The organism is Streptomyces sp. NPDC102406, assembly GCF_044765725.1.
Lineage (GTDB): Bacteria > Actinomycetota > Actinomycetes > Streptomycetales > Streptomycetaceae > Streptomyces.
The window spans coordinates 1,479,334-1,505,105 of record NZ_JBIWKP010000001.1; the positions used below are offsets into that span (position 1 = coordinate 1,479,334).

25 protein-coding genes and 1 riboswitch are annotated in these 25,772 nt (G+C 71.7%); of the genes, 12 read left to right on the forward strand and 13 right to left on the reverse strand.

Translation table 11 applies throughout. The annotated features are described in order from the left end of the window. Nucleotides 1–10: 10 nt before the first annotated feature. The 4 genes from macS to ACIRF8_RS06810 are packed head-to-tail and all read left to right on the forward strand — an operon-like array spanning nucleotide 11 to nucleotide 4,116. The gene (gene macS, locus ACIRF8_RS06795) at nucleotides 11–1,234 is read left to right on the forward strand and encodes a MacS family sensor histidine kinase (RefSeq protein WP_404211548.1); all 1,224 of its coding nucleotides are present in this window, start codon (nucleotides 11–13) and stop codon (nucleotides 1,232–1,234) included. 45 nt (nucleotides 1,235–1,279) lie between these two features. Beyond that, the gene (locus ACIRF8_RS06800; protein ID WP_404211549.1) at nucleotides 1,280–1,990 is read left to right on the forward strand and encodes a response regulator; all 711 of its coding nucleotides are present in this window, start codon (nucleotides 1,280–1,282) and stop codon (nucleotides 1,988–1,990) included. A gap of 52 nt (nucleotides 1,991–2,042) precedes the next feature. Then, nucleotides 2,043–3,071 (forward strand): 6-phosphofructokinase, encoded by a 1,029-nt coding sequence (locus ACIRF8_RS06805; RefSeq protein ID WP_404211551.1) that lies wholly within the window; start codon nucleotides 2,043–2,045, stop codon nucleotides 3,069–3,071. Between the two features lie 46 nt (nucleotides 3,072–3,117). Then, the gene (locus ACIRF8_RS06810; RefSeq protein WP_404211553.1) at nucleotides 3,118–4,116 is read left to right on the forward strand and encodes a 2-hydroxyacid dehydrogenase; all 999 of its coding nucleotides are present in this window, start codon (nucleotides 3,118–3,120) and stop codon (nucleotides 4,114–4,116) included. Here the strand turns inward: ACIRF8_RS06810 and ACIRF8_RS06815 are convergent. Both ACIRF8_RS06815 and ACIRF8_RS06820 read right to left on the reverse strand, forming a co-directional pair. Beyond that, the gene (locus ACIRF8_RS06815; RefSeq protein ID WP_404211555.1) at nucleotides 4,065–5,960 is read right to left on the reverse strand and encodes an anthranilate synthase family protein; all 1,896 of its coding nucleotides are present in this window, start codon (nucleotides 5,958–5,960) and stop codon (nucleotides 4,065–4,067) included. The two genes, ACIRF8_RS06810 and ACIRF8_RS06815, sit on opposite strands and share 52 nt — an antisense overlap. 114 nt (nucleotides 5,961–6,074) lie before the next feature. Continuing rightward, nucleotides 6,075–6,221: a trp operon leader peptide gene (locus tag ACIRF8_RS06820; RefSeq protein WP_404211557.1), complete on the reverse strand. Its 147-nt coding sequence runs from the start codon at nucleotides 6,219–6,221 to the stop codon at nucleotides 6,075–6,077. Between the two features lie 22 nt (nucleotides 6,222–6,243). On the opposite strand from ACIRF8_RS06820, the gene ACIRF8_RS06825 reads away from it, so the two are divergent. Further along, nucleotides 6,244–7,596 carry a class II 3-deoxy-7-phosphoheptulonate synthase gene (locus tag ACIRF8_RS06825; protein ID WP_404211559.1) on the forward strand — a complete coding sequence of 451 codons (1,353 nt, stop codon included), beginning with the start codon at nucleotides 6,244–6,246 and terminating at the stop codon, nucleotides 7,594–7,596. A gap of 167 nt (nucleotides 7,597–7,763) precedes the next feature. Beyond that, nucleotides 7,764–8,000 carry a bacterioferritin-associated ferredoxin gene (locus ACIRF8_RS06830; RefSeq protein ID WP_404211561.1) on the forward strand — a complete coding sequence of 79 codons (237 nt, stop codon included), beginning with the start codon at nucleotides 7,764–7,766 and terminating at the stop codon, nucleotides 7,998–8,000. Here ACIRF8_RS06830 and bfr read toward each other — a convergent pair. Next, entirely contained in the window at nucleotides 7,997–8,476 is a 480-nt protein-coding gene (gene bfr / locus ACIRF8_RS06835; protein ID WP_324768392.1) for a bacterioferritin, read from the reverse strand. The genes ACIRF8_RS06830 and bfr overlap by 4 nt on opposite strands. Before the next feature lie 175 nt (nucleotides 8,477–8,651). Here bfr and ACIRF8_RS06840 point away from each other — a divergent pair, with 175 nt between their 5' ends. Then, the gene (locus tag ACIRF8_RS06840) at nucleotides 8,652–9,284 is read left to right on the forward strand and encodes a sulfite oxidase-like oxidoreductase (protein ID WP_404211563.1); all 633 of its coding nucleotides are present in this window, start codon (nucleotides 8,652–8,654) and stop codon (nucleotides 9,282–9,284) included. 245 nt (nucleotides 9,285–9,529) lie between these two features. Here the strand turns inward: ACIRF8_RS06840 and ACIRF8_RS06845 are convergent, their stop codons facing one another. The 5 genes from ACIRF8_RS06845 to thiO all read right to left on the reverse strand — a co-directional run bounded on the left by ACIRF8_RS06845 (nucleotide 9,530) and on the right by thiO (nucleotide 14,992). Next, nucleotides 9,530–10,447, reverse strand: coding sequence for a deoxyribonuclease IV (locus tag ACIRF8_RS06845; RefSeq protein ID WP_404211565.1), 918 nt, complete (start codon nucleotides 10,445–10,447; stop codon nucleotides 9,530–9,532). A 356-nt stretch (nucleotides 10,448–10,803) separates the two neighbouring features. Next, the gene (gene pknB, locus ACIRF8_RS06850) at nucleotides 10,804–12,720 is read right to left on the reverse strand and encodes a Stk1 family PASTA domain-containing Ser/Thr kinase (RefSeq protein ID WP_404211566.1); all 1,917 of its coding nucleotides are present in this window, start codon (nucleotides 12,718–12,720) and stop codon (nucleotides 10,804–10,806) included. An 83-nt stretch (nucleotides 12,721–12,803) separates the two neighbouring features. Further along, a complete protein-coding gene (locus ACIRF8_RS06855) occupies nucleotides 12,804–13,598 on the reverse strand; it encodes a thiazole synthase (RefSeq protein WP_404211568.1) in 795 nt (264 codons plus the stop codon). A 6-nt stretch (nucleotides 13,599–13,604) separates the two neighbouring features. Further along, nucleotides 13,605–13,805, reverse strand: a complete 201-nt coding sequence (thiS, locus tag ACIRF8_RS06860) for a sulfur carrier protein ThiS (protein WP_404211570.1) — start codon at nucleotides 13,803–13,805, stop codon at nucleotides 13,605–13,607. Continuing rightward, a complete protein-coding gene (gene thiO / locus ACIRF8_RS06865; protein WP_404211572.1) occupies nucleotides 13,802–14,992 on the reverse strand; it encodes a glycine oxidase ThiO in 1,191 nt (396 codons plus the stop codon). Before thiO ends, thiS begins: the two co-directional genes overlap by 4 nt. Then, nucleotides 14,990–15,103, reverse strand: a riboswitch (TPP riboswitch). (Overlaps the previous gene by 3 nt.) 172 nt (nucleotides 15,104–15,275) lie before the next feature. On the opposite strand from thiO, the gene ACIRF8_RS06870 reads away from it, so the two are divergent. From ACIRF8_RS06870 to ACIRF8_RS06890, 5 genes are all read left to right on the forward strand, one after another. Next, a complete protein-coding gene (locus ACIRF8_RS06870; RefSeq protein WP_404211574.1) occupies nucleotides 15,276–16,508 on the forward strand; it encodes an NAD(P)/FAD-dependent oxidoreductase in 1,233 nt (410 codons plus the stop codon). Between the two features lie 90 nt (nucleotides 16,509–16,598). Beyond that, a complete protein-coding gene (locus tag ACIRF8_RS06875; protein ID WP_404211576.1) occupies nucleotides 16,599–16,964 on the forward strand; it encodes an Rv2175c family DNA-binding protein in 366 nt (121 codons plus the stop codon). A 72-nt stretch (nucleotides 16,965–17,036) separates the two neighbouring features. After that, a complete protein-coding gene (gene thiE, locus ACIRF8_RS06880; RefSeq protein WP_404211578.1) occupies nucleotides 17,037–17,684 on the forward strand; it encodes a thiamine phosphate synthase in 648 nt (215 codons plus the stop codon). A 108-nt stretch (nucleotides 17,685–17,792) separates the two neighbouring features. After that, nucleotides 17,793–18,713: a methylenetetrahydrofolate reductase [NAD(P)H] gene (metF, locus tag ACIRF8_RS06885; protein WP_404211580.1), complete on the forward strand. Its 921-nt coding sequence runs from the start codon at nucleotides 17,793–17,795 to the stop codon at nucleotides 18,711–18,713. 45 nt (nucleotides 18,714–18,758) lie between these two features. Then, nucleotides 18,759–19,634, forward strand: coding sequence for a hypothetical protein (locus tag ACIRF8_RS06890; protein ID WP_404211582.1), 876 nt, complete (start codon nucleotides 18,759–18,761; stop codon nucleotides 19,632–19,634). Nucleotides 19,635–19,653: 19 nt separating this feature from the next. On the opposite strand, the gene ACIRF8_RS06895 is transcribed toward ACIRF8_RS06890, so the two are convergent. The 5 genes from ACIRF8_RS06895 to ACIRF8_RS06915 all read right to left on the reverse strand — a co-directional run bounded on the left by ACIRF8_RS06895 (nucleotide 19,654) and on the right by ACIRF8_RS06915 (nucleotide 25,669). Continuing rightward, complete coding sequence (locus ACIRF8_RS06895) at nucleotides 19,654–21,150, reverse strand: phytoene desaturase family protein (RefSeq protein WP_404211584.1); 1,497 nt, start codon at nucleotides 21,148–21,150, stop codon at nucleotides 19,654–19,656. A gap of 43 nt (nucleotides 21,151–21,193) precedes the next feature. Beyond that, nucleotides 21,194–21,805, reverse strand: a complete 612-nt coding sequence (locus ACIRF8_RS06900) for a DUF4126 domain-containing protein (protein WP_404211586.1) — start codon at nucleotides 21,803–21,805, stop codon at nucleotides 21,194–21,196. A gap of 333 nt (nucleotides 21,806–22,138) precedes the next feature. Beyond that, the gene (locus tag ACIRF8_RS06905; RefSeq protein WP_404211588.1) at nucleotides 22,139–22,765 is read right to left on the reverse strand and encodes a TetR/AcrR family transcriptional regulator; all 627 of its coding nucleotides are present in this window, start codon (nucleotides 22,763–22,765) and stop codon (nucleotides 22,139–22,141) included. A gap of 35 nt (nucleotides 22,766–22,800) precedes the next feature. Next, nucleotides 22,801–24,894 carry a YhgE/Pip family protein gene (locus ACIRF8_RS06910; protein WP_404211590.1) on the reverse strand — a complete coding sequence of 698 codons (2,094 nt, stop codon included), beginning with the start codon at nucleotides 24,892–24,894 and terminating at the stop codon, nucleotides 22,801–22,803. Continuing rightward, nucleotides 24,866–25,669 (reverse strand): ATP-binding cassette domain-containing protein, encoded by an 804-nt coding sequence (locus ACIRF8_RS06915; RefSeq protein WP_404211592.1) that lies wholly within the window; start codon nucleotides 25,667–25,669, stop codon nucleotides 24,866–24,868. Before ACIRF8_RS06915 ends, ACIRF8_RS06910 begins: the two co-directional genes overlap by 29 nt. Between the last annotated feature and the right edge of the window lie 103 nt (nucleotides 25,670–25,772).

Genomic DNA, 25,772 nt, shown 5'->3' on the forward strand with positions numbered 1-25,772 from the left:
GGCGGGGGACATGGGGAACACGGTCAGACGCGAACGGGTCGTACGGATGTCGGTCGAGCAGCCGCTGTGGCGCGCCCTGCGCGGCTACCGCGTCCTCACCATGCTGTACGCGATCGGCCTCTTCGCCTCCGCCTACGAGGTGTACGACCGGCCCTGGATCGCCGTCGCGTACTTCGCCGTCCTGGCCGGATGGACCCTGGCGACGCTGCCGCAGGTGTCGGGCGCCGGGCGCTGCACCAAGCGGTTCCTCACCGCCGACCTGACGGTCGCCGCCGTCGGCATCCTGCTGTCGCCGGTCGCCGGCCACGAACGCGCCGTGAACGGCGGCTCGACCCTGCCGTCGATCTGGACGGCGGGCGCGGTCCTCGCCTGGGCGCTCAAGGGCGGCTGGCGCTGGGCGGCCACCGCGTCCCTGGTCGTCGGCGTCGCCAACGTCGTCCAGCGCGGCGGCCTGAGCCGCAGCACCCTGCACAACGTGCTGCTCGTCTGCATCGCCTCCATCGCCATCGGCTACGTCGTCGAGGTGGCCCGCGCCTCCGAGCGCACCCTCGCCCGCGCCCTGGAGATCGAGGCCGCCACCCGGGAGCGGGAGCGCTTGGCCCGCGACATCCACGACAGCGTCCTCCAGGTCCTCGCCATGGTGCAGCGGCGCGGCAACGCCCTGGGCGGCGAGGCCGCCGAGATCGGCCGGATGGCGGGCGAGCAGGAGGCCGCGCTGCGCGCCCTGGTGGCCGGTGGCCTGACCCCGGCGTCCCGCGCCTCCGAGGACGCGGCACAGGGCGCCGTGGTCCGCGCCGTGGACGAACCGGACCGCTCCGGCGACGAGGGCGCCGACGGCACCGGGCCGTGCGACCTGAGGCCGCTGCTCGCCCGGCACGCGGGCGCGCGGGTCACCTTCTCCGAGCCGGGCGCCCCGGTCCCGATGCGCACCGACGCCGCCCGCGAACTGGCCGCCGCGGTCAGCGCCGCCCTGGACAACGTACGGCTGCACGCGGGCGCGGACGCGCACGCGTGGATCCTGGTCGAGGACGACCCGGACGCGGTGATCGTGACCGTACGGGACGACGGGCCCGGCATCCCCGAGGGCCGCCTCGCCCAGGCCGAGGAGGAGGGGCGGCTCGGCGTCGCCCTGTCCATCCGCGGCCGGCTGCGCGACATCGGCGGCACCGCCGAACTGATCTCGACACCCGGCCAGGGCACCGAGGTCGAACTGCACGTACCGAAGAAGAAGTGACCGCATGAACGGCCTTGACGGCATGAACGGCACGGGGGAAGAGACATGGGCGGATCGGTGAACGGGATGAGCGGGACGACCGGCGGCACGGCGGCCACGACCAAGGTCATGGTGGTCGACGACCACCCGATGTGGCGCGACGCCGTCGCCCGCGACCTGGCCGCCGCGGGCTTCGACGTGGTCGCCACGGCAGGCGACGGCGAGCAGGCGGTGCGCCGCGCCCGCGCGGCCCGCCCCGACGTCCTCGTCCTCGACCTGAACCTGCCGGCCAAACCCGGCGTGCGGGTCTGCAAGGAACTCGTCGGCGCCGAACCGGCGTTGCGGGTCCTCGTCCTGTCGGCGAGCGGCGAGCACGCCGACGTGCTGGAGGCGGTCAAGTCCGGCGCCACCGGCTACCTGCTGAAGTCCGCGTCCACCGAGGAGCTGGTCGACGCGGTGCGCCGCACGGCCGTCGGCGACCCGGTGTTCACCCCGGGCCTCGCCGGACTCGTCCTCGGCGAGTACCGACGCCTTGCCTCCGAGCCCGCCCCGGCCGCCGACACCGACGAGCCGAAGGCGCCACGCCTCACCGACCGGGAGACGGAGGTGCTGCGCCTGGTCGCCAAGGGGCTCAGCTACAAGCAGATCGCCGAGCGCCTCGTCATCTCGCACCGCACCGTGCAGAACCACGTCCAGAACACCCTCGGCAAGCTCCAGCTCCACAACCGCGTCGAACTCGTCCGGTACGCCATCGAACGGGGTCTGGACGATGAGTGACCCCGCGCGGCACAGTTGCCTCAACTGCTCGCCGTGACAAGGGAGTTACGTGATGAGGGTCGGAGTACTGACCGGAGGCGGTGACTGCCCCGGGCTCAACGCCGTCATCCGCGGCATCGTCCGCAAGGGCGTGCAGGAGTACGGCTACGACTTCGTCGGCTTCCGCGACGGCTGGCGCGGCCCCCTGGAGGAGGACACCGTACGGCTCGACATCCCCGCGGTGCGCGGCATCCTGCCGCGCGGCGGCACCATCCTCGGCTCCTCGCGCACCAACCCCCTCCAGGCCGAGGACGGCATCCGCCGCGTCAAGGGCAACCTCGCCAAGCAGGAGGTGGACGCCCTCATCGTGATCGGCGGCGAGGACACCCTGGGCGTCGCCGCCCGGCTCGCCGACGACTACGGCATCAAGGTCGTCGCCGTACCGAAGACCATCGACAACGACCTCTCGGCCACCGACTACACCTTCGGCTTCAACACGGCCGTCGGGATCGCCACCGAGGCCATCGACCGCCTCCACACCACCGCCGAGTCCCACATGCGGGTCCTCGTCTGCGAGGTCATGGGCCGGCACGCGGGCTGGATCGCCCTGCACTCGGGCCTGGCCGGCGGCGCCAACGTCATCCTCATCCCCGAGCAGCGCTTCGACCTCGACCAGGTCTGCGCCTGGGTCACCTCCCGGTTCACGTCGTCGTACGCGCCGATCGTCGTGGTCGCCGAGGGGGCCATGCCCCGCGACGGCGACATGGTCCTCAAGGACGAGTCGCTGGACTCCTTCGGGCACGTACGCCTCTCGGGCGTCGGCGAATGGCTCGCGAAGCAGATCGAGAAGCGCACCGGCAAGGAGGCCAGGACGACGGTCCTCGGCCACATCCAGCGCGGCGGCACCCCCTCCGCCTTCGACCGCTGGCTCGCCACCCGCTTCGGCCTGCACGCGATCGAGGCGGTGCGCGACGGGGACTTCGGCAAGATGGTCGCCCTGCGCGGCACGGACATCGTCCGTGTACCCATCGCCGACGCGACGGCCCGGCTCAAGACCGTCGACCCGGCGCTCTACGAGGAGGTCGGGGTCTTCTTCGGCTGAGGGGGTCCGGATGCCGTCCCGGCCCGCCCTCCCTAGACTCGCGCCCATGGAGATCCTCGCATTCGGCGTGCAGTCCGACGAGAAACCCCTCATCGAGAAGGCGTTCGAGGGCCACCACGACGTCCGCTGTCTGGACGTCTTCCTCAACGAGGACACCGCCCCGATCGCGGCCGGTCACGAGGTCATCTCCACCAGCGTCAACGCCACCCTGAACGCCCGTGTCCTCCAGAGCCTCGCGGCGGGCGGCACGCAGTTGATCGCCCAGCGCTCCACCGGCTTCAACAACATCGACCTGGACGTCGCCGAGCGCCTGGGGCTGACCGTCTCCCGGGTCTCGTACTACTCGCCGTACTCGGTGGCCGAGTTCGCCTGGACCCTCGCGATGGCCGTCAACCGGCGCATCGTCCGCGCCAGCACCCGCACCCGCGACTTCGACTTCCGCCTCGACGGCCTGCTCGGCCGCGACCTGCGCGGCCGGACCGTCGGCGTCCTCGGCACCGGGAAGATCGGCGAGGCGTTCACCCGCATCGCGCACGGCTTCGGCATGAACCTGCTCGGCTGGGACATCGCCGAGAACCCGGAGTGCGTGGCCCTCGGCATGAAGTACGTCGACAAGGAGCGCCTCTTCGCCGAGGCCGACCTGATCAGCCTGCACGTCCCGCTGCTGCCCGCCACCGAGCACATCGTCGACGCCGCCGCCCTGCGCTCCATGAAGGACGACGCGATCCTCGTCAACTCCAGTCGCGGCGGCCTCGTCGACACCAAGGCCCTCGTCGCCGAACTGCGCGAGGGCCGCTTCGCGGGCGTCGGCCTCGACGTGTACGAGGCCGAGGCGGGCCTGTTCTTCCTCGACAAGTCCCTGGAGGTCGTCGACGACGACACCCTGGCCCGCCTCGTCACGTTCCCGAACGTCCTGGTCACCTCGCACCAGGCGTACTACACCGTGGACGCCGTCGGCCAGATCGTCGACGCCACGGTGCGCAACGTCCTGGACTACCTCGCGGGCCGCCGCTCCGAGAACGTGCTGGTCCCCGCCGCCACCTGACCCACGAGGTCCCGTACGATCCCGGCGCCGCGCAGCGTCAGCACCGACTCCGGGTGGAACTGCACGCCCGCGAAGCCCGGCCCGCGCACCGCGTGCACCTCGCCGCCGACCGCGTCCCGGCTGACCTCGACGCCGTGCGCGGCCAGCTCGCGGGCCGCGTCGTCGTCGCAGCGGGCCACGAAGCTGTTGTAGAACCCGACGGTCTCGGCCCGCCCGAACACATCGATGCCGACCTGCGCCCCCTGGTACGGCACCTCCTTGCGGACGATGTCCAGGCCCAGTTCGGCCGCGATCAGCTCGTGCCCGAGGCAGACGCCGAGCACGCCGTGGCGGTGCGCGCCGATCACCTCGGCCGTCAGCGACCGCAGGAACCGCATCTTGGGAGCGCCGAGATCGGACGGGTCGCCGGGGCCGGGCCCCAGCACGACGGGCCCCTCGTGCGCGAGGACTGCGTCCCGCAGCCCCTCCTCGTCGTAACGCCGCACCGACACGTCGAGCCCCGAGGAGCGCAGCACGTGCGCCAGCATCGCGGTGAAGGTGTCCTCGGCGTCGACGACCAGCGCGTGCCCGCTCAACGCGGCCTCCCGCTCCTGCATCCGCAGCCAGAACGGGGCGAGCGACGCGCGCCGCCCGTCGAGAGCCGCCCGCACCCGCGGGTCGTCGGCCAGCGCGGGCCGCGTGCTCTCCTCGCGCGGGCGCCCGGGACGCACCCCGAGGGCGGCCAGCACCCCGGCGGCCTTCGCGTGGGTCTCCGCGACCTCGCCCGCCGGATCGGAACCGCGCACCAGGGTCGCGCCGACCGGGACCCGAAGACGCCCGGCCGCGTCGATGTCGGCGGTCCTGATGAGGATGGGGGAGTCCAGGGTCTGCGCGCCGCCCGCGTCCCGGCCGATCAGGGCCAGCGCGCCCGCGTAGTAGCCGCGCCCACCCACTTCGTGGCGCTCGATCACGCGGCACGCGTTCTGCACGGGCGACCCGGTGACCGTCGCCGCGAACATCGTCTCCTTCAGCACCTCCCGCACGTCGAGGCTCGACCGCCCCCGCAACTCGTACTCGGTGTGCGCCAGATGGGCCATCTCCTTCAGCCGCGGCCCGATGACGACACCGCCCATGTCACCGACGGTGCACATCATCTTCAGCTCCTCGTCGACGACCATCGACAACTCCTCGATCTCCTTGCCGTCGGCGAGGAAGCCGAGCAGGTCGTCGGGGGTGGGCCCGCCGGCGGGATAGCGATGCGTCCCGCTGATGGGGTTCATCACGACGGTGCCGCCGGACATCCGCACATGCACCTCAGGGCTCGCGCCGACCAGCGTCCGCTCCCTCGTGTGCACGACGAACGTCCAGTACGCGCCCCGCTCCCCGTCGAGCAGCCGCCGGAACAGCGCGAGGGCGTCGGCGCGCGAGAACCCCGGGATCTCCCCCTCGTACGTCCGCCGGATCACGAAGTTCGCGCCCTCGCCCCGCCCGATCTCCTCCCGCAGGACACGCCCGACGATCTCCGCGTACGTGTCGTCGTCGACGTCGAAGCCGCCGTCCCGGACCCGGACGTCGTGGCGCGGGAGCCCTTCGAGGGCTTCGGCGAGCGGAATCCCGTACGACTCCTCGGGCGTGAGGACCGTGAGCGGTGTGCCGTCGTCGCGGACGTCGAAGCCGCGCTCCCTGATCTGGCGGAACGGGACGAGCGCCAGGCCCTCGGGGATGTCCGCGAGCCGTTCGTACTCCCCGACCGGGCCGGTCAGGACCTCGACGGTGTCGTGGTCACGGCCGGGGGTGCGGCGGCGCAGCAGGGCGAAGGGGCGGTCGTCGGCGAGGAGTCTGTCGAGCACGGACGGTGCGGACATCGGCTGGGTTTCCTTCCAGAGACGTTCGGGAGTCGTCGTCCGGAGGGACAGCCGGTGTCGGAAAACACTGAAGGCCGCCCCTCGGGCGGCCTTCGCGGTTTCGGGAACGCGCAGTCAGTGGGCCGCCGGATGTGCGGTCCACCACCAGGTGCGGGTCAGAGACTGAGCGAACATGGGCGCCACCGTACCCGAACCCCGGCTCATGTGAAGCGCCTCTCCCTCACCTGTCTCAAAAGATGAGCGGAGGGATGGACGCCGCATGGGACCCCGTAATGTTGTCGAGGTGACCGTGAACGCTAAGACCAGCGCCAGCGCCGGCAACACCTGGCGAGACCTGCCCGCGGCGCAGCAGCCCGAGTACCCCGATGCCGAGGCTCTGCGCGATGTGATCGCGGACCTCGAGTCGTATCCGCCGCTCGTCTTCGCGGGCGAGTGCGACCAGCTGCGCGCCCGACTGGCGGCCGTCGCCAAGGGAGAGGCGTTCCTGCTCCAGGGCGGCGACTGCGCCGAGGCCTTCGACGCCGTCTCCGCGGATCACATCCGCAACAAGCTGAAGACGCTGCTCCAGATGGGCGCCGTACTGACGTACGCCGCCTCCGTGCCGGTCGTGAAGGTCGGCCGGATCGCGGGGCAGTACTCCAAGCCGCGCTCCAAGCCGACCGAGACCCGCGACGGCCTCACGCTGCCGACCTACCGCGGCGACTCCGTCAACGGCTTCGAGTTCACCGAGGCCGCCCGCATCCCGGACCCCGAGCGCCTGAAGCGGATGTACCACGCGTCCGCCTCGACGCTGAACCTGGTGCGCGCCTTCACCACCGGCGGCTACGCCGACCTGCGCCAGGTCCACGCCTGGAACCAGGACTTCGTGAAGTCCTCGCCGTCCGGCCAGCGCTACGAGCAGCTCGCCCGCGAGATCGACAACGCCCTCAACTTCATGCGGGCCTGCGGCACCGACCCGGCCGAGTTCCAGACGGTCGAGTTCTACGCCTCCCACGAGGCGCTGCTGCTCGACTACGAGTCGGCGCTGACCCGCGTCGACTCGCGGACGGGCAACCTGTACGACGTCTCCGGCCACATGGTCTGGATCGGTGAGCGCACCCGCCAGCTCGACGGCGCCCACATCGAGTTCGCCTCGAAGATCCGCAACCCGGTCGGCATCAAGCTCGGCCCGACGACGACGGCCGAGGAGGCGCTCCAGTACATCGAGCGCCTCGACCCGGACCGTGAGCCGGGCCGGCTGACCTTCATCGTCCGCATGGGCGCCGACAAGGTCCGCGACAAGCTGCCCGAGCTGGTCGAGAAGGTCACCGCCTCGGGCGCGACCGTCGCCTGGATCACCGACCCGATGCACGGCAACACGTACGAGGCGGCCTCGGGCCACAAGACCCGCCGCTTCGACGACGTGCTCGACGAGGTCAAGGGCTTCTTCGAGGTCCACAAGGCGCTGGGCACCCACCCGGGCGGCATCCACGTCGAGCTCACCGGTGACGACGTCACCGAGTGCGTGGGCGGCGGCGACGAGATCTTCGTCGACGACCTGCACCAGCGCTACGAGACGGCCTGCGACCCGCGTCTCAACCGCAGCCAGTCGCTGGACCTGGCGTTCCTGGTCGCGGAGATGTACCGGGATCAGTGAACGGCGCGGTGATGGTTTGACGTACAGCGCCGTGGGGCGCGGATCACAGGGATCCGCGCCCCACGGCACTTTTGTGTGTCTGGCCCTACGGGTATGGTTAGGCTAGCCTCACCGAGAACGGATCGGGGTGGCGACGCCCTGGAACCCCGACGGGGAGGTGAGCCCGCATGTACGTCTGCAACTGCTTCGGTGTGACCGAGGACCAGGTGAAGCGGCACGCGGCGGGCGGTGCCTGCACCCCGCGCCAGATCGCTTCCGCCTGCAAGGCCGGCACCGACTGCGGCTCGTGCGTCCGCCGGATACAGGCGTTGCTCGGGCGAGGTGCCTACCCGCGGACCGGATCGGCGGAGCAGGGCTCGCTCGCTGACCCCGGCGTACCGCAGCGGCTGCCGGAAGCCGCCTAGCTGTCCGGCTGTTCGATCTGCTGCGCCAGGTAGAGCGCCTCACCGAGCTTCTCGATCAGCTCCAGTTGGGTGTCCAGATAGTCGATGTGGTGTTCCTCGTCCTCCAGGATGTCCTCGAAGATCCGCGCCGACGTCACATCGCCCTTGGCCCGCATCACGTCGATGCCGCGCCGGAGCCGGTCGATCGCCTCGACCTCCACCTGACGGTCGGCCTGGAACATCTCCGTGACGGTCTGCCCGACGCGCACGTGGAAGAGTCGCTGGTAGTTCGGCAGGGCGTCGAGGAAGAGGATGCGTTCCGTCAGCCTGTCCGCGTGCTTCATCTCGTCGATGGACTCGGCACGGGTGTACTTGGCGAGCTTGGTCCAGCCATTGTTGTCCTGGATCCGGTAGTGGAGCCAGTACTGGTTGATGGCCGTCAACTCGCCCGTGAGCTGCTCGTTGAGGAATTCGATGACCTCGGGGTCGCCCTGCATCGCAGAGGCTCCTTCCACATGGTGGAGTCGGCAGATTTCGCGCATCCTCGCACTGGCGCCCAGACCCGTCCAGTAAGTGCACGCTTAGTACGAGTTGCCCCAATCGCAGCTCGGTCACGGCCCGTCCGTGCCCTCGTGGTCATGGTCACCGCTCAGCTTCTGTCAGGATGGAGGCATGGGTCATCCGGTGGGTAGCGAGTCTGGGGGAGCAGTGCAGCCGGAGCTTCCGCCGGGACAGCGTCTTCAGCGCGGCTGGCCGGTCACACACTACGGCCCTGTGCCCAAGTTCCGGCCCGAGCGGTGGGAGTTCAGGGTTTTCGGTGCCACCGCCGACGGCGACAAGCACTGCTGGAACCACGAGGAGTTCTCGGCGCTGCCCTACGCGACCGTCGTGGGCGACCTGCACTGCGTCACCAAGTTCAGCATGCTCGCCGCCGAGTGGGGCGGCGTACGGGCCTCCACCATCCTCGAACTGGCGCCCCCCGACCCCGCCGTCACGCACGTCATGGTCTGGGCCGAGTACGGGTTCAGCTCCAATATGCGGCTGTCCGACTTCGCCGCCGAACGCACCATTTTCGCCACCCACAAGGGTGGGGAACTGCTCACCGCCGAGCACGGATTTCCGCTGCGGCTCGTCGTTCCGCACCTCTACGCCTGGAAGGGGCCGAAGTGGGTGCGCGGGGTCGAGTACATGACCGCGGATCGGCGGGGGTTCTGGGAAGAGCGCGGGTACCACAATGTGGGTGATCCGTGGCGTGAGCAGCGGTACTCGTACCAGGAAGGGCCTGGGGAGGGGCCTGAGCTGTAGGGGCCTGGTCGTCGGCCGTTGGCCGTCGCTCGTCGGTCGTGGGTTTGGTGGCGGGTGTGGTCAGGGGCGGTACTGGTGCACTACCGCGTGGCCCTTGCCGCGGTCGATCATCCAGCGGTTGACCGGCGTCGTCACCACGAAGGCGATCGCCAGTGACGCCGCCGGCGCCGCCCAGGATCTCGCCGTGTCCCCCCTGGTTCCGTCGCGGGTGTTTCCGATGGGGGACCCGTATATCCCGTATACCCCTAGGGGGTACTGCCGATCATGTTCGGGAGATCGGGGAGTGCGGCCAGTCCCTGGCGGAGTTCCTTGAGGCGGGCGATGTCCTTCGCGTTGTCCTCCTTGCCGCCCGGCGTCTCCACGATCAGCGGGACGTTCTCCGTCGCCGGGTGCGCCATCAGCTCCTGGAAGGGCGCGGCCCCTATGTGACCCGAGCCGATGTTCTCGTGGCGGTCCTTGTGGGCACCCACGACGTCCTTCGAGTCATTGGCGTGGATCAGCTTGAGGCGGCCCTCGCCGACCGTGTCCACGAGCAGATCGAGGGTCTGGCGCATGCCGCCCGGGGCGACGAGGTCGTGACCGGCCGCGTAGATGTGGCAGGTGTCGAGGCAGACGCCCAGCTTCGGGTGGTGGTCCAGGGCGTCGAAGTACGGGCCGAAGTCCCAGGTGCGCGAGCAGAGGGACGCGCCCTGGCCCGCGGTCGACTCCAGGAGGAGGAAGGGGTCGTCGTCGTGCGTCAGCTCGTCGAGCAGGGGGAGCAGGTGCTCGCGGACCTGGGCGAGGGCGTCGGCCCTGTCGCGGCCGCCCGTCGCCGAGCCCGTGTGGACGACGACACCGAGGGCGCCGATGGCGCGGGCGCGGCGCAGGGAGTGCCGCATCGACACGACGCTCTTCTCCACGGTGGCCTCGGTGTGCGAGCCGAAGTTGATCAGGTAGGGGGCGTGGACGTAGACCGGGATGTCCTCGGCGGCGCAGCGGGCGCGGAACGCCTCGTCCTGCTTGGGGTTGCCGAGAGGGGTGGCCCAGCCGCGCGGGTTGGCCACGAAGACCTGGACGGTTTCGGCCAGGACGTCCTGGGCGTAGGAGAGGCCTACGGTGGCCAGGCCGCCGGCCACGGGGATGTGGCCGCCGACGGGGTTGCGGGAGCGAGTGCTGCTGTTCACCCGGTCCAGGGTGTCACGGGTGCGGGGGTGCGGGGTGCGCCTTGTCGGCGTGCGTGTGCGTGCGCATTGAAGGGAGGGTGGCCGTCTGGTGTGCGTTGGCGGCCTTCCGGTTCGGTCCGACAGGTGTGGGGGTGGGTGCGGGGCCGCCCGGGGTATGTCCGTGCTCGCCATCTTGATGGCCTCGCCGGTTGCTTCGGGCTCCGCTACCGCGTGTTGCTGTGCTGCGCGCGCACATACCCCGGTCGACCCCTCCCGTCTCGTACGCGGATGACGGCCGGTGGTGGGCCGTGGTTCGCCGCCTTCGTCTTCGGCTCCGCCCGGCCGTATGCGTCCGATCGATGGTGGTGGGCCGGGTCCTAGCGGATGGTGATCTTGATCGTGGAGCCCTTCGGGGCCTCTTCGCCCGGGTCCACCGACTGGCTCTTGACCGTGTCGCCGAAGAGGCCCAGGAGGCCGCGGTCCTCGTCGACCTCGAAACCGGCGTCCTCCAGCTTGGCGTGGGCGTCGTCGACGCTCATGCCCTCGACGTCCGGGACCTCGATCATCGGGGGGCCCGCGGAGATCGTCAGGGTCACCGTCGCGCCCTCGGCGACCTGGCCGTCGGCGGGGGACTGGCGGGCCACGTCGCCCTTGTCCTCGTCGGAGTGGATTCTCCGCGTGGCGATCTCCGCCTTGAGGCCCGCGTCCTCCAGCTCGGTCACCGCGTCGTCCTCGGACTCGCCCGTCACGTCGGGGACGTCCACCGGGGCGCCCTTGGAGACGACCAGGGCGACCGCGGAACCGGAGGTGCGGGTCGTGCCCGCGTCCGGGTCCGTGCTGATCACGGAGCCCTTGCGGACCTCGTCGCTGAACTCCCTGGTGACCATGCCGGGCTCAAGGCCGCGGTTCTTCAGGTCGCTCTTGGCCGTGGCCAGGGGTGTGCCCTCCAGGTCGGGGACCTTGACCTTCTCCGGGCCCTTGGACACCGTCAGGTTCACCGTGCCGTCGTCCCGGATACGGGCGTCCGGCTCGGGGTCCGTGGCCATGACGGTGCCGCGCTTGTACGCGTCGCTGTACTTGTACGTGATCTTGCCGCCGGGGTGCAGCCCGACCTCGTCGAGCCGCTGCTTCGCCTGGGCCTCCGTCTTGGCCAGCAGGCGCGGGACCTTGGTGAACTGGCCCGCGTTGATGTACCAGACGCCCGCGCCCAGGCCGAGGATCAGCACAAGCGCCGCGATGATGGCGAACCTGCCGCGTCGTGGCCTGCCGGCCGTGCGGCGGGCGGGGGCGGGAGGCGGCGGTGGGCTCTCCAGGCGGCTCGTGCGGTGGAAGCCGTCCTCCTCCGGGGGCAGCGGCATCTGCACCGCGCGCGGGAGCACGCTCGTACGGTCGTCCGCCCCGGCATCCTGCACGTCCCGCGCCTGCGGGGGCGCCGCGTCCAGCTCGGTGTCGGACAGCGCCGCCCGGGCCTGCCGCACATGGGCGAGCAGCGCCACCGCGTCGTGCGGCCGGGCCTGCGGCGCGCGGGCGGTGGCCGACGCGACCAGGTGGTCGAGGGGGAGGGGCAGGCCGGGCACGGCCGCGGAGGGCGGGGGAACGTCCTCGTGGAGGTGCTTGTAGAGGATCTGCGCCGGGGTGTCGCCGGAGTGCGGCTTGCCGCCCGTCAGCATCTCGTAGAGGACCACTCCGCACGCGTAGACGTCCACACCGGGCGTCGTCGTACCGTCCTCGATCTGCTCGGGCGCCAGGTAGGAGACCGTGCCGAGGACCGTGCCCGTGGTGTTCGTGACGGTGTCCACGGCGCGGACCAGGCCGAAGTCCGCGACCTTCACCCGGCCGTCGTCCCCTATCAGGACGTTCTCCGGCTTCATGTCGCGGTGCACGAAGCCCGCGCGGTGTGCCGCTCCGAGCGCGGCGAGCACCGGCTCCAGGATGTCGAGCGCGGCCCGGGGCCTGAGCGCGCCACGGTCGCGCAGGACGTCGCGGAGCGTGCAGCCCGCGATGTACTCCATCGCCAGGTAGACGTACGCGCCGTCGGCGCCCTGGTCGTAGACGCCCACGACGTTCGGATGCGAGAGGCGGGCCACCGACTTGGCCTCGCGGATGAAACGCTCGACGAACGACACGTCGGCCGCCAGGGAGGGGTGCATCACCTTGAGTGCGAGCACGCGGTCGAGGCGGGTGTCCACGGCCCGGTAGACCGTGGCCATCCCGCCGACCGCGATGCGTGCGTCGATGCGGTACCGGCCGTCGAGCACGTGCCCGAGCAACGGGTCCTGAAGGGTCGTGTCCACGCAGGTGAGTCTACGAGGAGCGACTGACAGGGCCCGGGCCCGCTGCGGGACCGGGCCCGTACTGCAGCAGAGCTGTGACCCTGTCAGAAGGCCGGGCGCTCGGGGTCGAGGCGGGCCAGGCCCCGGGTGGGCGAGGACGGCTCGGCGAAATGCCGCTTGGGTATGCGGCCCGCGCGGTACGCCAGCCGGCCCGCCTCCACCGCGTGCCGCATGCCCTCGGCCATGAGCACCGGTTCCTGGGCGCGGGTCACCGCGGAGGCGAGCATCACACCCGCGCACCCCAGCTCCATGGCGAGGGTCACGTCGGAGGCCGTGCCCGCGCCCGCGTCCAGGATCACCGGCACGCGCGCGTGCTCGACGATGAGCTGGAAGTTGTGCGGGTTGCGGATGCCGAGGCCGGAGCCGATCGGGGAGCCGAGCGGCATGATCGCCGCGCAGCCCACGTCCTCCAGTTTGCGGGCGAGGACCGGGTCGTCGTTCGTGTAGGGCAGGACCGTGAAGCCGTCGTCGACCAGGGTCTCGGCGGCGTCCAGGAGCTCGATCGGGTCCGGCAGGAGAGTGCGTTCGTCGGCGATGACCTCGAGCTTGACGAGGTCCGTGCCGAGCGCCTCGCGCGCGAGGCGGGCCGTCAGGACCGCTTCCCCCGCCGTGAAGCAGCCCGCCGTGTTCGGAAGGACCTGGATGCCGAGCTTCTCCAGGACCGACAGGACCGAGCCGTGCACCGTCGCGTCGACGCGACGCATCGCCACCGTCGTGAGTTCGGTGCCGGAGGCGGTCAGGGCGCGTTCCAGGACGTCGAGGCTCGGGGCGCCCCCCGTGCCCATGATCAGGCGCGAGGAGTACGTGGCGCCCGCGAGGACGAAAGCGTCGTCGGCCATGGCGGGTCAGCCTCCTTGTACGGCGGTGAGGACTTCGACGCGGTCCCCGTCGGCGAGCGGGGTCGCGGACCACTGGGTGCGGGGCACGACGGTCTCGTTGAGGGCGGCGGCGACGCCGGAGTGCGCCGTGGTGAGTGTGGTGACGAGGGCTTCGAGGGTGGTGTCGGTGCTCACCGCGCGCGGTTCACCGTTGACGGACACGTTCATGCGGGCTGCTCCAGGGAGGCGTCACTACTGAGATCACCCGGGCCGGAGAACCGCCCGGGGGTGAACGGGCGGGCCTCCTCGGGGAGTTCACCGGTGGTCAGGACGTGCGCCATGAGGTCCCCGGTGACGGGCGTGAGGAGGACGCCGTTGCGGTGGTGGCCGGTGGCGAGGAGGAGGCCGGGCAGGGCCGTCGGGCCGAGGAGCGGGGCGTTGTCGGGCGAGCCGGGGCGCAGACCCGCGCAGGTCTCGGTCAGGGGCAGTTCCGTGATGCCGGGGACCAGTTCATGGGCGTCCCGCAGCAGTTCGTAGACCCCGCCGGCCGTGACGGTGGTGTCCCAGCCGAGCTCCTCGCTGGTGGCGCCCACGACGAGTTCGCCGTTGACCCGGGGCACCAGGTAGAGGTGGCTGCCGCGCACGACCGCGCGGACCGTGCGGCTGAGGAACGGCGCGTACGCGCGGGGCACCGTCAGGCGCAGCACCTGGCCCTTGACCGGGCGGACCGGGGGCAGCACCTCGTCCGGGACGCCCGCGAGCCGCCCGCTGCGACTGCCCGCCGCGAGCACGATCTGTTCGGCCGCCGCCTCGGTGCCGTCGGCCAGGAGGACACCGCGCGCCCGGTCCCGTACGACGGAGAGCCGCTCGGCCCAGGTCCGGTGGAAGACCACGCCCGCGTGCTCACAGGCCGTCACAAGGGCGGCCGCGAGCCTCCTCGGGTCGATCTGGTGGTCACCGTCGACCCGCAGGCCGCCGCGCACGCCCGGCGCGAGCATCGGCTCCAGGCGGCGGCAGTCGCGGCCCGACAGCCACTCCGACTCCAGGCCCGACTTCTCCTGCAGGGCGTGCAGTTCACGCAGGTGCGCCCGGTCGTCGGCGTCCAGGGCGACCGCCAGCGTGCCACAGGCGCGGTAGCCGAGGTCCTGGCCGGTCGCCTCGGACAGCTCGGCCGCGAACGCGGGATAGCGGCGCGCGGACTCGACGTTCAGCGCGAGCAAGGTCTCTTCGCCGTAGTGCAGTTCGGTGACGGCGGCCAGCATGCCGGCCGCCACCTGGGCGGCCCCGCCGCCGGGTCCGGGGTCCACGACCGCGACGGACAGACCGCGCTGCGCGGCGCGCCACGCGGTGACCAGACCGATGACGCCGCCCCCGACGACCAGTACGTCGGTGGCTTCGGGTGGAGTACGCGACATGGGCGTCCAGCCCCTCCCTTCGCCGGCATGACCCGGATCAGGTTCGTACGGTCGGAGGCCGCTCCAGCCTCCCTCTCAGCCCGCTGCGTACGGGCTCCCGCGAGTGCTTTACGTCGGCCACCCTAACTCCTGCGTCGGGCCCCGGGTAAGGCAGCCTTCGGCCCCGGACCGGGCGGCGCGGCGCCCTTGATCGCTAAACCCGGTGACACGTGTGCAGGACGTCACGGCGTGGGAGTGGCCCGCACCGCTGACCGACGCAAGATCAGATGCCTAAGGTGATCCGATGAGCGAGCAGCGGAGCGGCAACGGGACACCTCCAGGGCAACGGCACGTCGTGATCGTCGGCGCCGGGATGGCCGGCGTGCAGACGGCCGTGGCCCTGCGCGAACAGGGCTTCACCGGATCCGTCACCCTGCTCGGCGCGGAGCCCCACCCGCCCTACGACCGGCCGCCCCTGTCCAAGGCCGTCCTGCTCGGCAAGGCCGACGGTTCGGCCTTCGACGTCGATTTCGCGGCACTCGGCGTCACCCTGGAGGTGGGCCGCGAGGTCACCGGACTGCGGCCCGACGCTCGCGAACTGGACACCGCCACCGGACCCGTCCCCTACGACGTCCTCGTCCTCGCCACCGGCGCCGAACCGATCAGGCTCCCGGGCACGGAGGCCGTTGCGGGAGTCCATCTGCTGCGCACCCTCGACGACGCCGAACGGCTGCGGCCCGTCCTCGCCGGCCAGCGCGACGTGGTGGTCGTGGGCGCCGGATGGATCGGCGCCGAGTTCGCCACCGCCGCCCGCGAGGCGGGATGCCGGGTCACCGTCGTGGAGGCGGCCGAGCGGCCACTGGCCGGGGCGCTGCCCGCCGAGATGGCGGCGCCCATGGCCGCCTGGTACGCCGACGCCGGAGCCGTGCTGCGCACCCACGCGCGCGTGGAGCGCGTCGAGCCGGGCTTCGTCGTCCTGGACGACGGGACGCGGCTGCCCGCAGGGGCCGTCGTCGTCGGCATCGGCGCCCGCCCGGCCACCGGCTGGCTGACCGGCTCCGGCATCGACCTGGGCGACCACCGCGAAGTGGTGGCGGACGCGCACCTGCGGACATCCCTGCCCGACGTGTACGCGGTCGGGGACTGCTCCTCGTTCCCCTCGGGGCGCTACGGGGAGCGGCTCCTGGTCCACCACTGGGACAACGCCCTCCAGGGGCCGCGCACGGTCGCGGCCAACATCATCGGTGAGACACCGGCGGTGTACGACCCGGTGCCCTACTTCTGGTCCGAGCAGTTCGGCCGCTTCGTGCAGTACGCGGGACACCACCGCACCGCCGACGCGACAGTGTGGCGCGGCGACCCGGCCGGAGCGGCGTGGTCGGTGTGCTGGCTGCGGGAGGGTGCCCTGGTGGCCGTGCTGGCCGTCGGCAAACCCCGCGACCTGGCGCAGGGCCGCAAACTCATCGAGGCGGGCACCGTACTGGACCCGGACCGGCTCGCCGACCCGGCCCGGCCCCTGAAGGGCGCGGTGGCCTGACAGCCGTCGGACAGGCGCCCGCGTCCGGCGAAAACACCTGGTCGGCCGCCCCGGCTTCCGACTGTCAGTCCGGGATGGCACGCTTGTCCCGTGACCGAGATTGACGCAAAGATCGATGCTCTCGTCCCCGACTGGCTCACCCTTCCCGACATCGCCGAGCGATTCGGCATCGAGGTGACGCGTGTACGCCAGCTCGTGAAGGAGGGCCAGGTGATCGCTGTACGCCGAGGTGAGAACAGGGCGCTGCACGTGCCCGCCGCCTTCATCGACGGCGACAAGATCGTCAAGGGGCTCACCGGCACCTTGACGCTCCTGCGGGACGACGGCTTCAGCGACGCGGAGATGCTGGAGTGGCTCTTCACCCCCGACCCGACCCTGCCGGGCACGCCCGCGCAGGCGTTGAGCGAGAATCGCGGCACGGAGGTGAAGCGCCGCGCCCAGGCGCTCGCCGTCTGACCTGACAACCGTCCGGCGTGCGCACCACGACCTCGTGGTGCGCACGCCATCGACTCCAACGGGGGATGTCCCATGGCCGACCCGAAGCGCGCGCGACTCGCCGATGCCCGGCTCTACCTGTGCACCGACGCCCGCAAGCGCCAAGGCGACCTGCCGGAGTTCCTCGACGCCGTGCTCGCCGGCGGCGTGGACATCGTCCAGTTGCGCGACAAGGGCATGGAGGCCGGTGAGGAGCTGGAGCACCTCGCCGTGTTCGCCGAGGCGGCCCGCCGCCACGGCAAGCTCCTCGCGGTCAACGACCGGGCGGACGTCGCGCACGCCGTCGGCTCGGACGTACTGCACCTGGGACAGGGCGACCTGCCCGTCCCCGCGGCCCGCGCCGTCCTCGGCGACGACGTCCTCATAGGCCGCTCCACGCACACCGACGCGGAGGCCGCCGCGGCCGCCGTCCAGGAGGGCGTGGACTACTTCTGCACCGGCCCCTGCTGGCCGACCCCGACCAAGCCCGGCCGCCACGCCCCCGGTCTCGACCTGGTGCGCCACACCGCGGGCCTCGGCACCGACCGCCCCTGGTTCGCCATCGGCGGCATCGACCTGGCCAACCTGGACGAGGTCCTGGAGGCCGGCGCCCGCCGCGTCGTGGTCGTCCGCGCGCTCACCGAGGCCGACGATCCGGCCGCCGCCGCGGCGGAGTTCGCCAAGCGCCTGCGTTCGATGTGACGCCGGTGAAGTGCCGGTGGAGCGCTGCCGAGAAGCGGCGTGCCGCTCGCCTGTCCGCAAGGTGGACGGTGATTAGGGGCAACCGGATTCCGTCAGTAACCTGCCCGTATGGCCTTTGGCACCGCTTCCACCAGGACTGATCGAGCCCGCACCGTACGCGACATGCTCGCGGCCGGGAAGACGACGTACTCGTTCGAGTTCTCCGCGCCGAAAACCCCGAAGGGCGAGCGCAACCTGTGGAACGCGCTGCGCAGGGTCGAGGCCGTCTCGCCGGACTTCGTCTCCGTGACGTACGGCGCCGGTGGTTCCACGCGCGCGGGCACGGTCAAGGAGACCGAGCAGATCGTCGCCGACACGACGCTGACGCCGGTCGCCCACATCACGGCCGTCGAGCACTCGATCGCCGAGCTGCGCAACATCATCGGCCAGTACGCCGACGCCGGCATCCGGAACATGCTCGCTGTCCGCGGAGACCCGCCGGGCGACCCCACGGCCGACTGGATCTCGCACCCCGAGGGACTGACGTACGCCGCCGAACTCGTCGAGCTGATCAAGGAGTCGGGGGACTTCTGCGTCGGCGTCGCCGCGTTCCCCGCGATGCATCCGCGCTCCACGGACTGGGACACCGACGTGCGCCACTTCGTGGACAAGTGCCGGGCGGGCGCCGACTACGCGATCACGCAGATGTTCTTCTACCCGGAGGAGTACCTGCGGCTGCGCGACCGGGTCGTGGCGGCCGGCTGCGACACGCCCATCATCCCGGAGTGCATGCCGGTGACGAGCGTGCGCATGCTGGAGCGACTGCCCAAGCTCAGCAACGCGGACTTCCCCCCGGCGCTGAAAGAGCGGATCCTCACAGCCAAAGACGATCCGGCCGCTGTACGCTCCATTGGCATCGAGTTCGCCACGGAGTTCTGCGCGAAGCTGCTTGACGAGGGTGTCCCGGGTCTGCACTTCATCACGCTCAACAACTCCACTGCGACGCTTGAGATCTACGAGAACTTGGGCCTGCACGACCAGCGGGCCTGATGGGCCGTACCCGCACGGGGTGACGGCCGTACGAGAGGGGCGTACATGGGCTGGGCGGTCCTCTATGTGGCGTTCGGACTGGTGGCACTGTGGCTCCTCGGCGAGGTGCTGCTCCAGTACAAGGCGCGGCTGCGCTGGCGGCTGCTGGCCTTCGTGGGTTTCCTCGGGGTCGTGCTCGGCGTCCTGATGCCCTCGGTGCTCGTCATCGCCGCCGGTGCCGTCGCCTTCGCGATCGGGCAGACCTACGTCACCCTGTCCTTCCGCAGCGGCTTCGCGGCGGGCTGGGCCCTCAAGAACACCCCCGGTGGTGGCACGGACAGCGGCAGGAAGCGCCGCCGCAAGGAACCGGCCCGCAAGGAGCCGACGCTGGAGGTCTCCGACCTGGAGTACGAGCGGGAGGCGCCGGAGTACGCGCACACCCCGCAGACCCCGGCCGAGTCGACCGCCGTGTACGCCACCACCGAGCCGATGCCCGACGACACCGGCCAGTACGGCGTGTACAGCGACACCGCGTACGCCCAGGCGACCCAGGCCGACCAGCACGCCCAGGGCTACGGCTACGACGCCGGCACCTACGGTTACGACCAGCAGAACTACGGCTACGACAACGCACAGCAGCCGTACGCCGCGCCCTACTCGGACCCCTACATCGGGGCCCAGACGTACCCGGCGCAGCCCCAGTACGGCGACGCGTACGCCACCGGCCAGCAGCAGTACGGCGACCCGTACGCGACGGACCCGGGCTACGGCACGGACACGCCTCCCGGCGGCGTCTGGGTGCCGCAGCAGCGCAACGGCGACGGGCAGCAGCAGCCCTACGGCGGTGAACTGCCCCCCGAGCAGCCCTATCCGGCGTATCCGCAGGCCGACCCGGACCCCGGGTACGACACCGGCTACAACGAGCAGCAGTACCGGTACTGAGACGGCTGCCCGCCGCGGCTCACTGCGAGCCGCGGAACTCCGGGCCCTCCACGATCAGCCCCGCCACCAGCGCTCCCGACATGCCCGCGTGCGGCAGCCCGCCGCCCGGGTGCGACCAGCCGCCCACCGCGAAGAGACCCGGCAGCTCCGTCCCGTTCGCCGGATGCAGCAGGCGGCCCCCGGCGGCGGCGAGCGCGGGCGCGGGTACGGCGCCGCCCGCCGCTCCGGTCGCCTCGGCGATGTCCTGGGGCGTGCGGACCTCGTGCCACAGCAGGCGCTCGCGCAGGCCCGGTACGGCGCGCTCGGCTGCCGAGAGGACCGCTGCCACGTCGGCCTCGTCCGCGCGCGCGTGGGGCGGCACGGTCACGGTCAGGGTGACCGCCTCGTGGTCGGCGTCCGGCACGTGCGAGGCCTCACCGGTCCGCAGCACCGCGACCGTCGGTCTCGCGGGCCTCGGGCCGCCCTCGAACAGCCACGCCAACTCCGCGTCCCGGTCCGCCCCGTGGACCACCGTCCGGTGCGGCGTACCAGCGGGCCGGGGTCCGCGCAGCGCCAGGTGGACGGTGAGTCTGCTGGGTACCGCCGCCTCGGACCACGCCGGTACCGCGCCGCGCACCGCCTGCCCCGCCAGCAGCCCGTCGAGCACCCCGGGCGCGACGCCCGCCACCACGAAGTCGGCGTGCTCGACGGCGCCGCCGGCCAGTTCGACGCCTGCCGCGCGGCCGTCCTCCACCACGATGCGGGTGACGGCCGCCCCGAACTCGAACGCGACCCTGCGCTCCACACAGCGCGCGTACACCGCGTCCGCGAGCGCCCGCAGGCCCCCGCTCACCGCCCATGTGCCGAAGGTCTGCTCCATGTACGGCAGGACGGCCGCGCTCGCCGGTGCCGTCCGCGGATCGAGGCCGTAGGCCAGTGCGTACTGCTCCAGGAGCGCCACCAGTCGCGGTTCCCCGCCGAGCTCGTACCGGCCGATCTCGGCGAGCGTCGTCGCCGTGCGGTCCTTGCGCAGCAGGCGCCGCCGGGTCACGGCCGGGTACGGCTCGCGGTCGGCGAGCACCTGCCAGTTCGGCCACAGGGGTTCTTCGAGGAGGGGGCGCCGTGAGCGGTCCCAGGCCTCGCGTGCCCGGTTCATGAACGCCGACCAGAGCGCGCCCGCGCCCGCGCCGACCGCCGCGTCCAGCGCCTCGGCGACGCCGGCCCGCCGCGCGTTGGGCAGGTCCGTCGTCGTACCGTCCGCGAAGACGTGCCGTACCGCGGGCTCGACCTGGGTGAGACCGACGGCCTCCTCCAGGGGCTTCTTGCCCGTCTTGACGAACAGGTCGCGGTAGACCGCGGGCAGGAGGAGCAGCGCGGGGCCGGTGTCGAACGCGAAGCCGTCCCGCTCGAACCTACCGACGGCGCCGCCGTACGTCGACGCGCGCTCGAAGACCACCGGTCGGTGGCCCGCGACGGCCAGCCGAGCGGCGGCCGCCATGGCGCCCAGCCCTGCGCCGATCACCGCGATTCGTGCCATGGCAGGGACTTTATCGGCCGCCACCGACAACGCCGCTCACAGGTCAGGGAGGTGGCTGCGCCGCACGGGCGAGGCGCTTGTCCGCGCGTCGCCGGGCCCGCCTGCGCAGGAACGCCCGGATGCGCCGGAAGAGGAGGAACAACAGCAGCAGACCGAGGACCAGCAGCACCGCCGCGATGATCGCGGCGGCCTCGGGGTGGAACATCGCGAACGTCACGAGGCCCGCGACCCCCAGGTCCTCGGCGGTGCTGAGGACGAAGTTCGACACCGGCTCCGGCGAGGTGTTGACCGCCATCCGGGTACCGGCCTTCACCGTGTGGCTGGCCAGTGCCGTGGAGCCGCCGATCGCGCCCGCCGCAAGGTCGGACAGCGAACCGCTCTGCCCGGCGAGCAGCGCCCCGACGACCGCGCCCGCCACCGGCCGGATCACGGTGTGCACCGTGTCCCAGGCCGAGTCCACGTACGGGATCTTGTCGGCTACGGCCTCGCACAGGAAGAGCACCCCGGCCACGATCAGGACGTCCGGGCGTTGCAGCGACTCGGGGACCTCGTCGGTCAACCCGGTCGCGCCGAAGATGCCGAGCAGCAGGACCACCGCGTACGCGTTGATGCCGCTCGCCCAGCCGCTGGTGAAGACCAGGGGGAGTACGGACACGGGTGTGATCGTAACCAGTGGGCGACTCTCCGTGCCTGGGGATGAGCGCGCACGGCTGAGTATCCGTACTCAAGGAGAGAGATGAGTAGGCGCACGGATGGGGCTCGACCTGCGCGGAGGGGAGAGTGGTGGCCACGGAGAGGGGCGTGGCTCCGGTACCGCCGACACGGGGCGGCGGAACGGACGCGGCGCCCTCGGCCGCTCCTCTCGTCCGCGAGGGCGGGAGCGAGGCACGGGGGAATCGGGGGATACGCCGGTCCGGTGAGGCCTGAGTACGACCACAGGCCTCGCCGGACCGGCGCTCCGCGTTCGCGGCGCCTCAGCCGCGGGCGCTCACGCCCTGCGCGTCGGTGCGGGGCCGCCCGCCACCCGGCCCTGGAGCAGCAACGACAGTGCCGCGTGCACATCGTCGAGGGAGCGCTCCGGCTGGAACGCCTGCCAGTCGAGCGCGGCCACCAGGACCATGCCCACCAGGGCCGCCGCCGTCAGCGGCACGTCGATCTCGTCGCTCAGCTCACCGCCGCGCACCGCGTCGCGCAGCACGCCCTCGACGACGGCCACCGCCTCCTGGCGGACCACGGCGAGCGTGGACTGCCAGGCGCGGTTGGTGCGCCACAGTTCGGCCACGTAGAGCTGCGTGAAGGCCGGGTACTCGTCGATGAAGACAAGACCGGCGCGGATCATCGCGTCCAGGGCGTCGACCTTGCTGCCGCCCTCCTCGTCCGCCTTCTGCGCGGCGTCCCGCAAGGAGGCGGTCAGGAGCCCGACGCCGTGCCGCAGCAACTCCTCGAAGAGGACCGACTTACTGGCGAAGTTGTAGTAGACGGTGCCCTTCGCGACCCCGGCGCGCTCGGCGATCTCGTCGACCGTCGTCGCGGAGAACCCCTGCTCCGCGATGAGCGTGACAGCGGCCTCGTAGAGCTTCTGCCGGGTGGCCTGGCGCCGTGTGCTGCTTTCCATGCCCTTGATTCTCACAGGCCGCCGCGCGGGGGCGCTCACAGGCTCAGCTCCGGGTGCAGCCGGTCCAAAGTCCACACCTGCTTGCGCCGGGCCGTCAGGGCGGTGAGGGCGAGCGCGCCCACCGTGAACGCCGCCAGCACCGCGCACGCCTGCCACACGGGCCCGAGCCCCCCGCCGGAGATCAGTCGGCGCAGCGCCTCGACGACGTAGCTCATCGGCAGGTACGGGTGGATCGCGTTGAAGAAGCCCGGGCTCGTCTGGACGGGATACGTGCCCCCCGCCGATGTCAGTTGCAGCATCAGGAGGGCGAGCACGAGGATGCGGCCCGCCGCGCCGAAGCGGGCGTTGAGCCACTGCACGAGGGCCGCGAAGCACGCCGTGACCAGGCACAGGAACCCGACCGTCCCGACCGCGTGCAGCATCCGCAGCCCGAGCCCCCAGTGCAGGACGGACATCAGCGCCGCCACCTGGAGAAGCCCCAGGGCGGCGACCGGCAGCCAGCCCGCGAGCGCCACGCGCCAGGAGGAGGCGCCCACGGCGAGCGCCCGCCGGTTCAGCGGCTGGATCAGCATGTAGGCGACCATCGCGCCCACCCACAGCGACAGCGGGATGAAGTACGGGGCGAAACCCGTCCCGTAATTGGGCGCCTTGTGCAGTGACTGCGAGGCCAGTCGTACCGGGTCGGCCATCACCTCGGTGCGCTGATCGCGGTCCTTCTTGTCGTAGTCGGGGATCTTCCGGACGCCGTCGTGCAGTCCGCCCGCCAGCTTGCCCGAGCCGTCGGCCAGTTGGAACATGCCGCCGCTGAGGTCGTTCGCCCCGGTCTTCAACGTGCCCACACCGGCGTCGAGTTCGGTGGAGCCGGTCTTCGCCGTGCCCAGTCCCGTGTGCAGCTTCTCGGCGCCTGTGGCGACCTGGCCCGCGCCCTTGTTGAGCTTGTCGATCTGGGCGACCGCGTTCTCGACGTCCTTGTCGAGCGTGGGGGCCCGCTCGGCGAGCGCCTGCGACTGCGTCTGGAGCGTCTTCAGGTGGCTGTCCATGAGATCCAGGTTGCCGTGCTCGTCCTTGATGAGCGTGTTCAGGTCGTCGGAGACGGTGGCGACGTTCGCGGCCGCCGTCCTGGCCTTCTTCAGGTCCGGGCAGGCGGGGTCCTCCAGCGGTGCCTTCTCGCACCGCCGTTCATAGACCGCGGCAAGGATGTCGGACGCCGCGTGGGCGCCCTTGCGCGCGGCGGGCGCGAGGGTGACCAGGTCGTCGAGGTTCTGCCGGACGCCCTTCGCGGAGTCCGCGACGAGCCGGGCCGCGTCACCGATCTGCTTTTTGTTGCCCTTCAGGAAGGGCAGCACCTGGTCGGCGGCTCCGTCGACCTTGTCGGCGAGCGCCTGGGTGCCGTCGGCGACCTGCCGGGAACCGGTCTCCAGGTCGCCGGCGCCCTTGTCGAGCTTTTTGAGGCCGCTCGCCAGGTCACCGCTGCCCTTCTTGGCGTCCTTCAGACCGTCGGCGAGATCCTTCGAGCCCTTCTTGGCCCTGCCGATGCCGCTCTTGAGGTCGTCCGCGCCGCTCGCCGCCTTCTGCGTCGCGTCATGGATGTCCGAGAACGAGATGAAGATCTTGTCCAGGAAGGAGCGCGACGCGTTCGTGGACGCCGCTGAGCGCACCTCGGCGAAGACCGTCCGGGAGATCTGCCCGACGATGTAGTTGTTCGCGTCGTTCGTACGCACCTGGAGGGCGCCGGTCTCGGGTGCGTCCCCGCCCTTTCCCGCACTGGACGCGATGCGTGCGCTGAGGTTCTCGGGCAGGGTGAGCGACAGGTAGTACCTGCCGTCCTCGACGCCCTGCTCGGCCTGGTCCGCGCTGACCTCGTGCCACTGGAAGGTGTCGCTGTCGTACAGGCCCTCGGTGATGTCGTCGCCCGCGGTGATCTTCTTGCCCGCGGCGGTCGCGCCCTTGTCGTCGTTCACGAGCGCCACGGGGATCTTGTCGAGCCGCCCGTACGGGTCCCAGAAGGACCACAGGTACAGCGCCCCGTAGAGCAGGGGCAGCAGCAGAAGTGCGACGAGCGCGGCGCGCGGCAGCTTTCCCCTGCCGAAGCGCCTGAGCTCAAGCGCGGCCAGCTTCGGCGAACGCATCGGCCGTCTCCTTGTCGGTGTCGGGCGCGGCGGTGGCGCGCTCGTGAGCGGTCGATACGACGACATCGGCGCTGTCCGGCGCCTCACTGCACACGGCGACGACGGTGATCCCGGCCTCCGTGATCGCGCGCAACCGGGCCCAGACCTCGGCCCGTTCGGCGTCCGCGAGCTTCAGGTCGGTGTCGTCGACGCCGATGAGGAGCGGTCGGCCGATGAGGGCGAGGGCCAGTGAGAGGCGCAGCGCCTCGACGCGCTCCAGGTCGCGCACGGCGGTCCTGGCCGCCTTCGGCAGGGTGTCGAGGTCCAGACCCGCGGTGGCCAGGGCGGTGTCGATCCGCCGCTTCGCCTCGGCCGCACGTTCGGCGCGGGGGCGCAGCAGTGCGCGCAGCGAACCGTCGAACCGCCGCCGCAACAGCGCCCGCTCGCGCAGGTGCTCGGCCACGGTGAGCGCCGGGTCGAGATCGGTCACTCCCGGCACGTGCGCGAGCGCGCTCACCCGTCGCACCGCGGGCATCTCCTTCGGCAGCCGCAGCCCGCCGACGCGGGCCGTCCCCTCGGCGGGGCGCATCCGTCCCGTCAGCGCGAGCAGGAGACAGGTCCTGCCGCTGCCGGACGGCCCCTCGACGGCGATGAGCGAGCCGGGTGCCGCGTCGATGTCGATGCCGCGGAACGCCCAGCCGCGCGGACCCTTGACCCCGAACGCGGCGGCGGCGACGGCGGCCCCACCATCCGGCGCATCCGGCACATTCACCCCGTCCGGCCCTTCCTCGGACATGATCCCCCTCGCCGCTAGCTTTTGCACTGACCAGTCAGTGCAAAAACTAGCGGGAACCTACAGCAGAGGCAAAAGGCCAGGTCAGGGCCGATTGTCAGTGGGG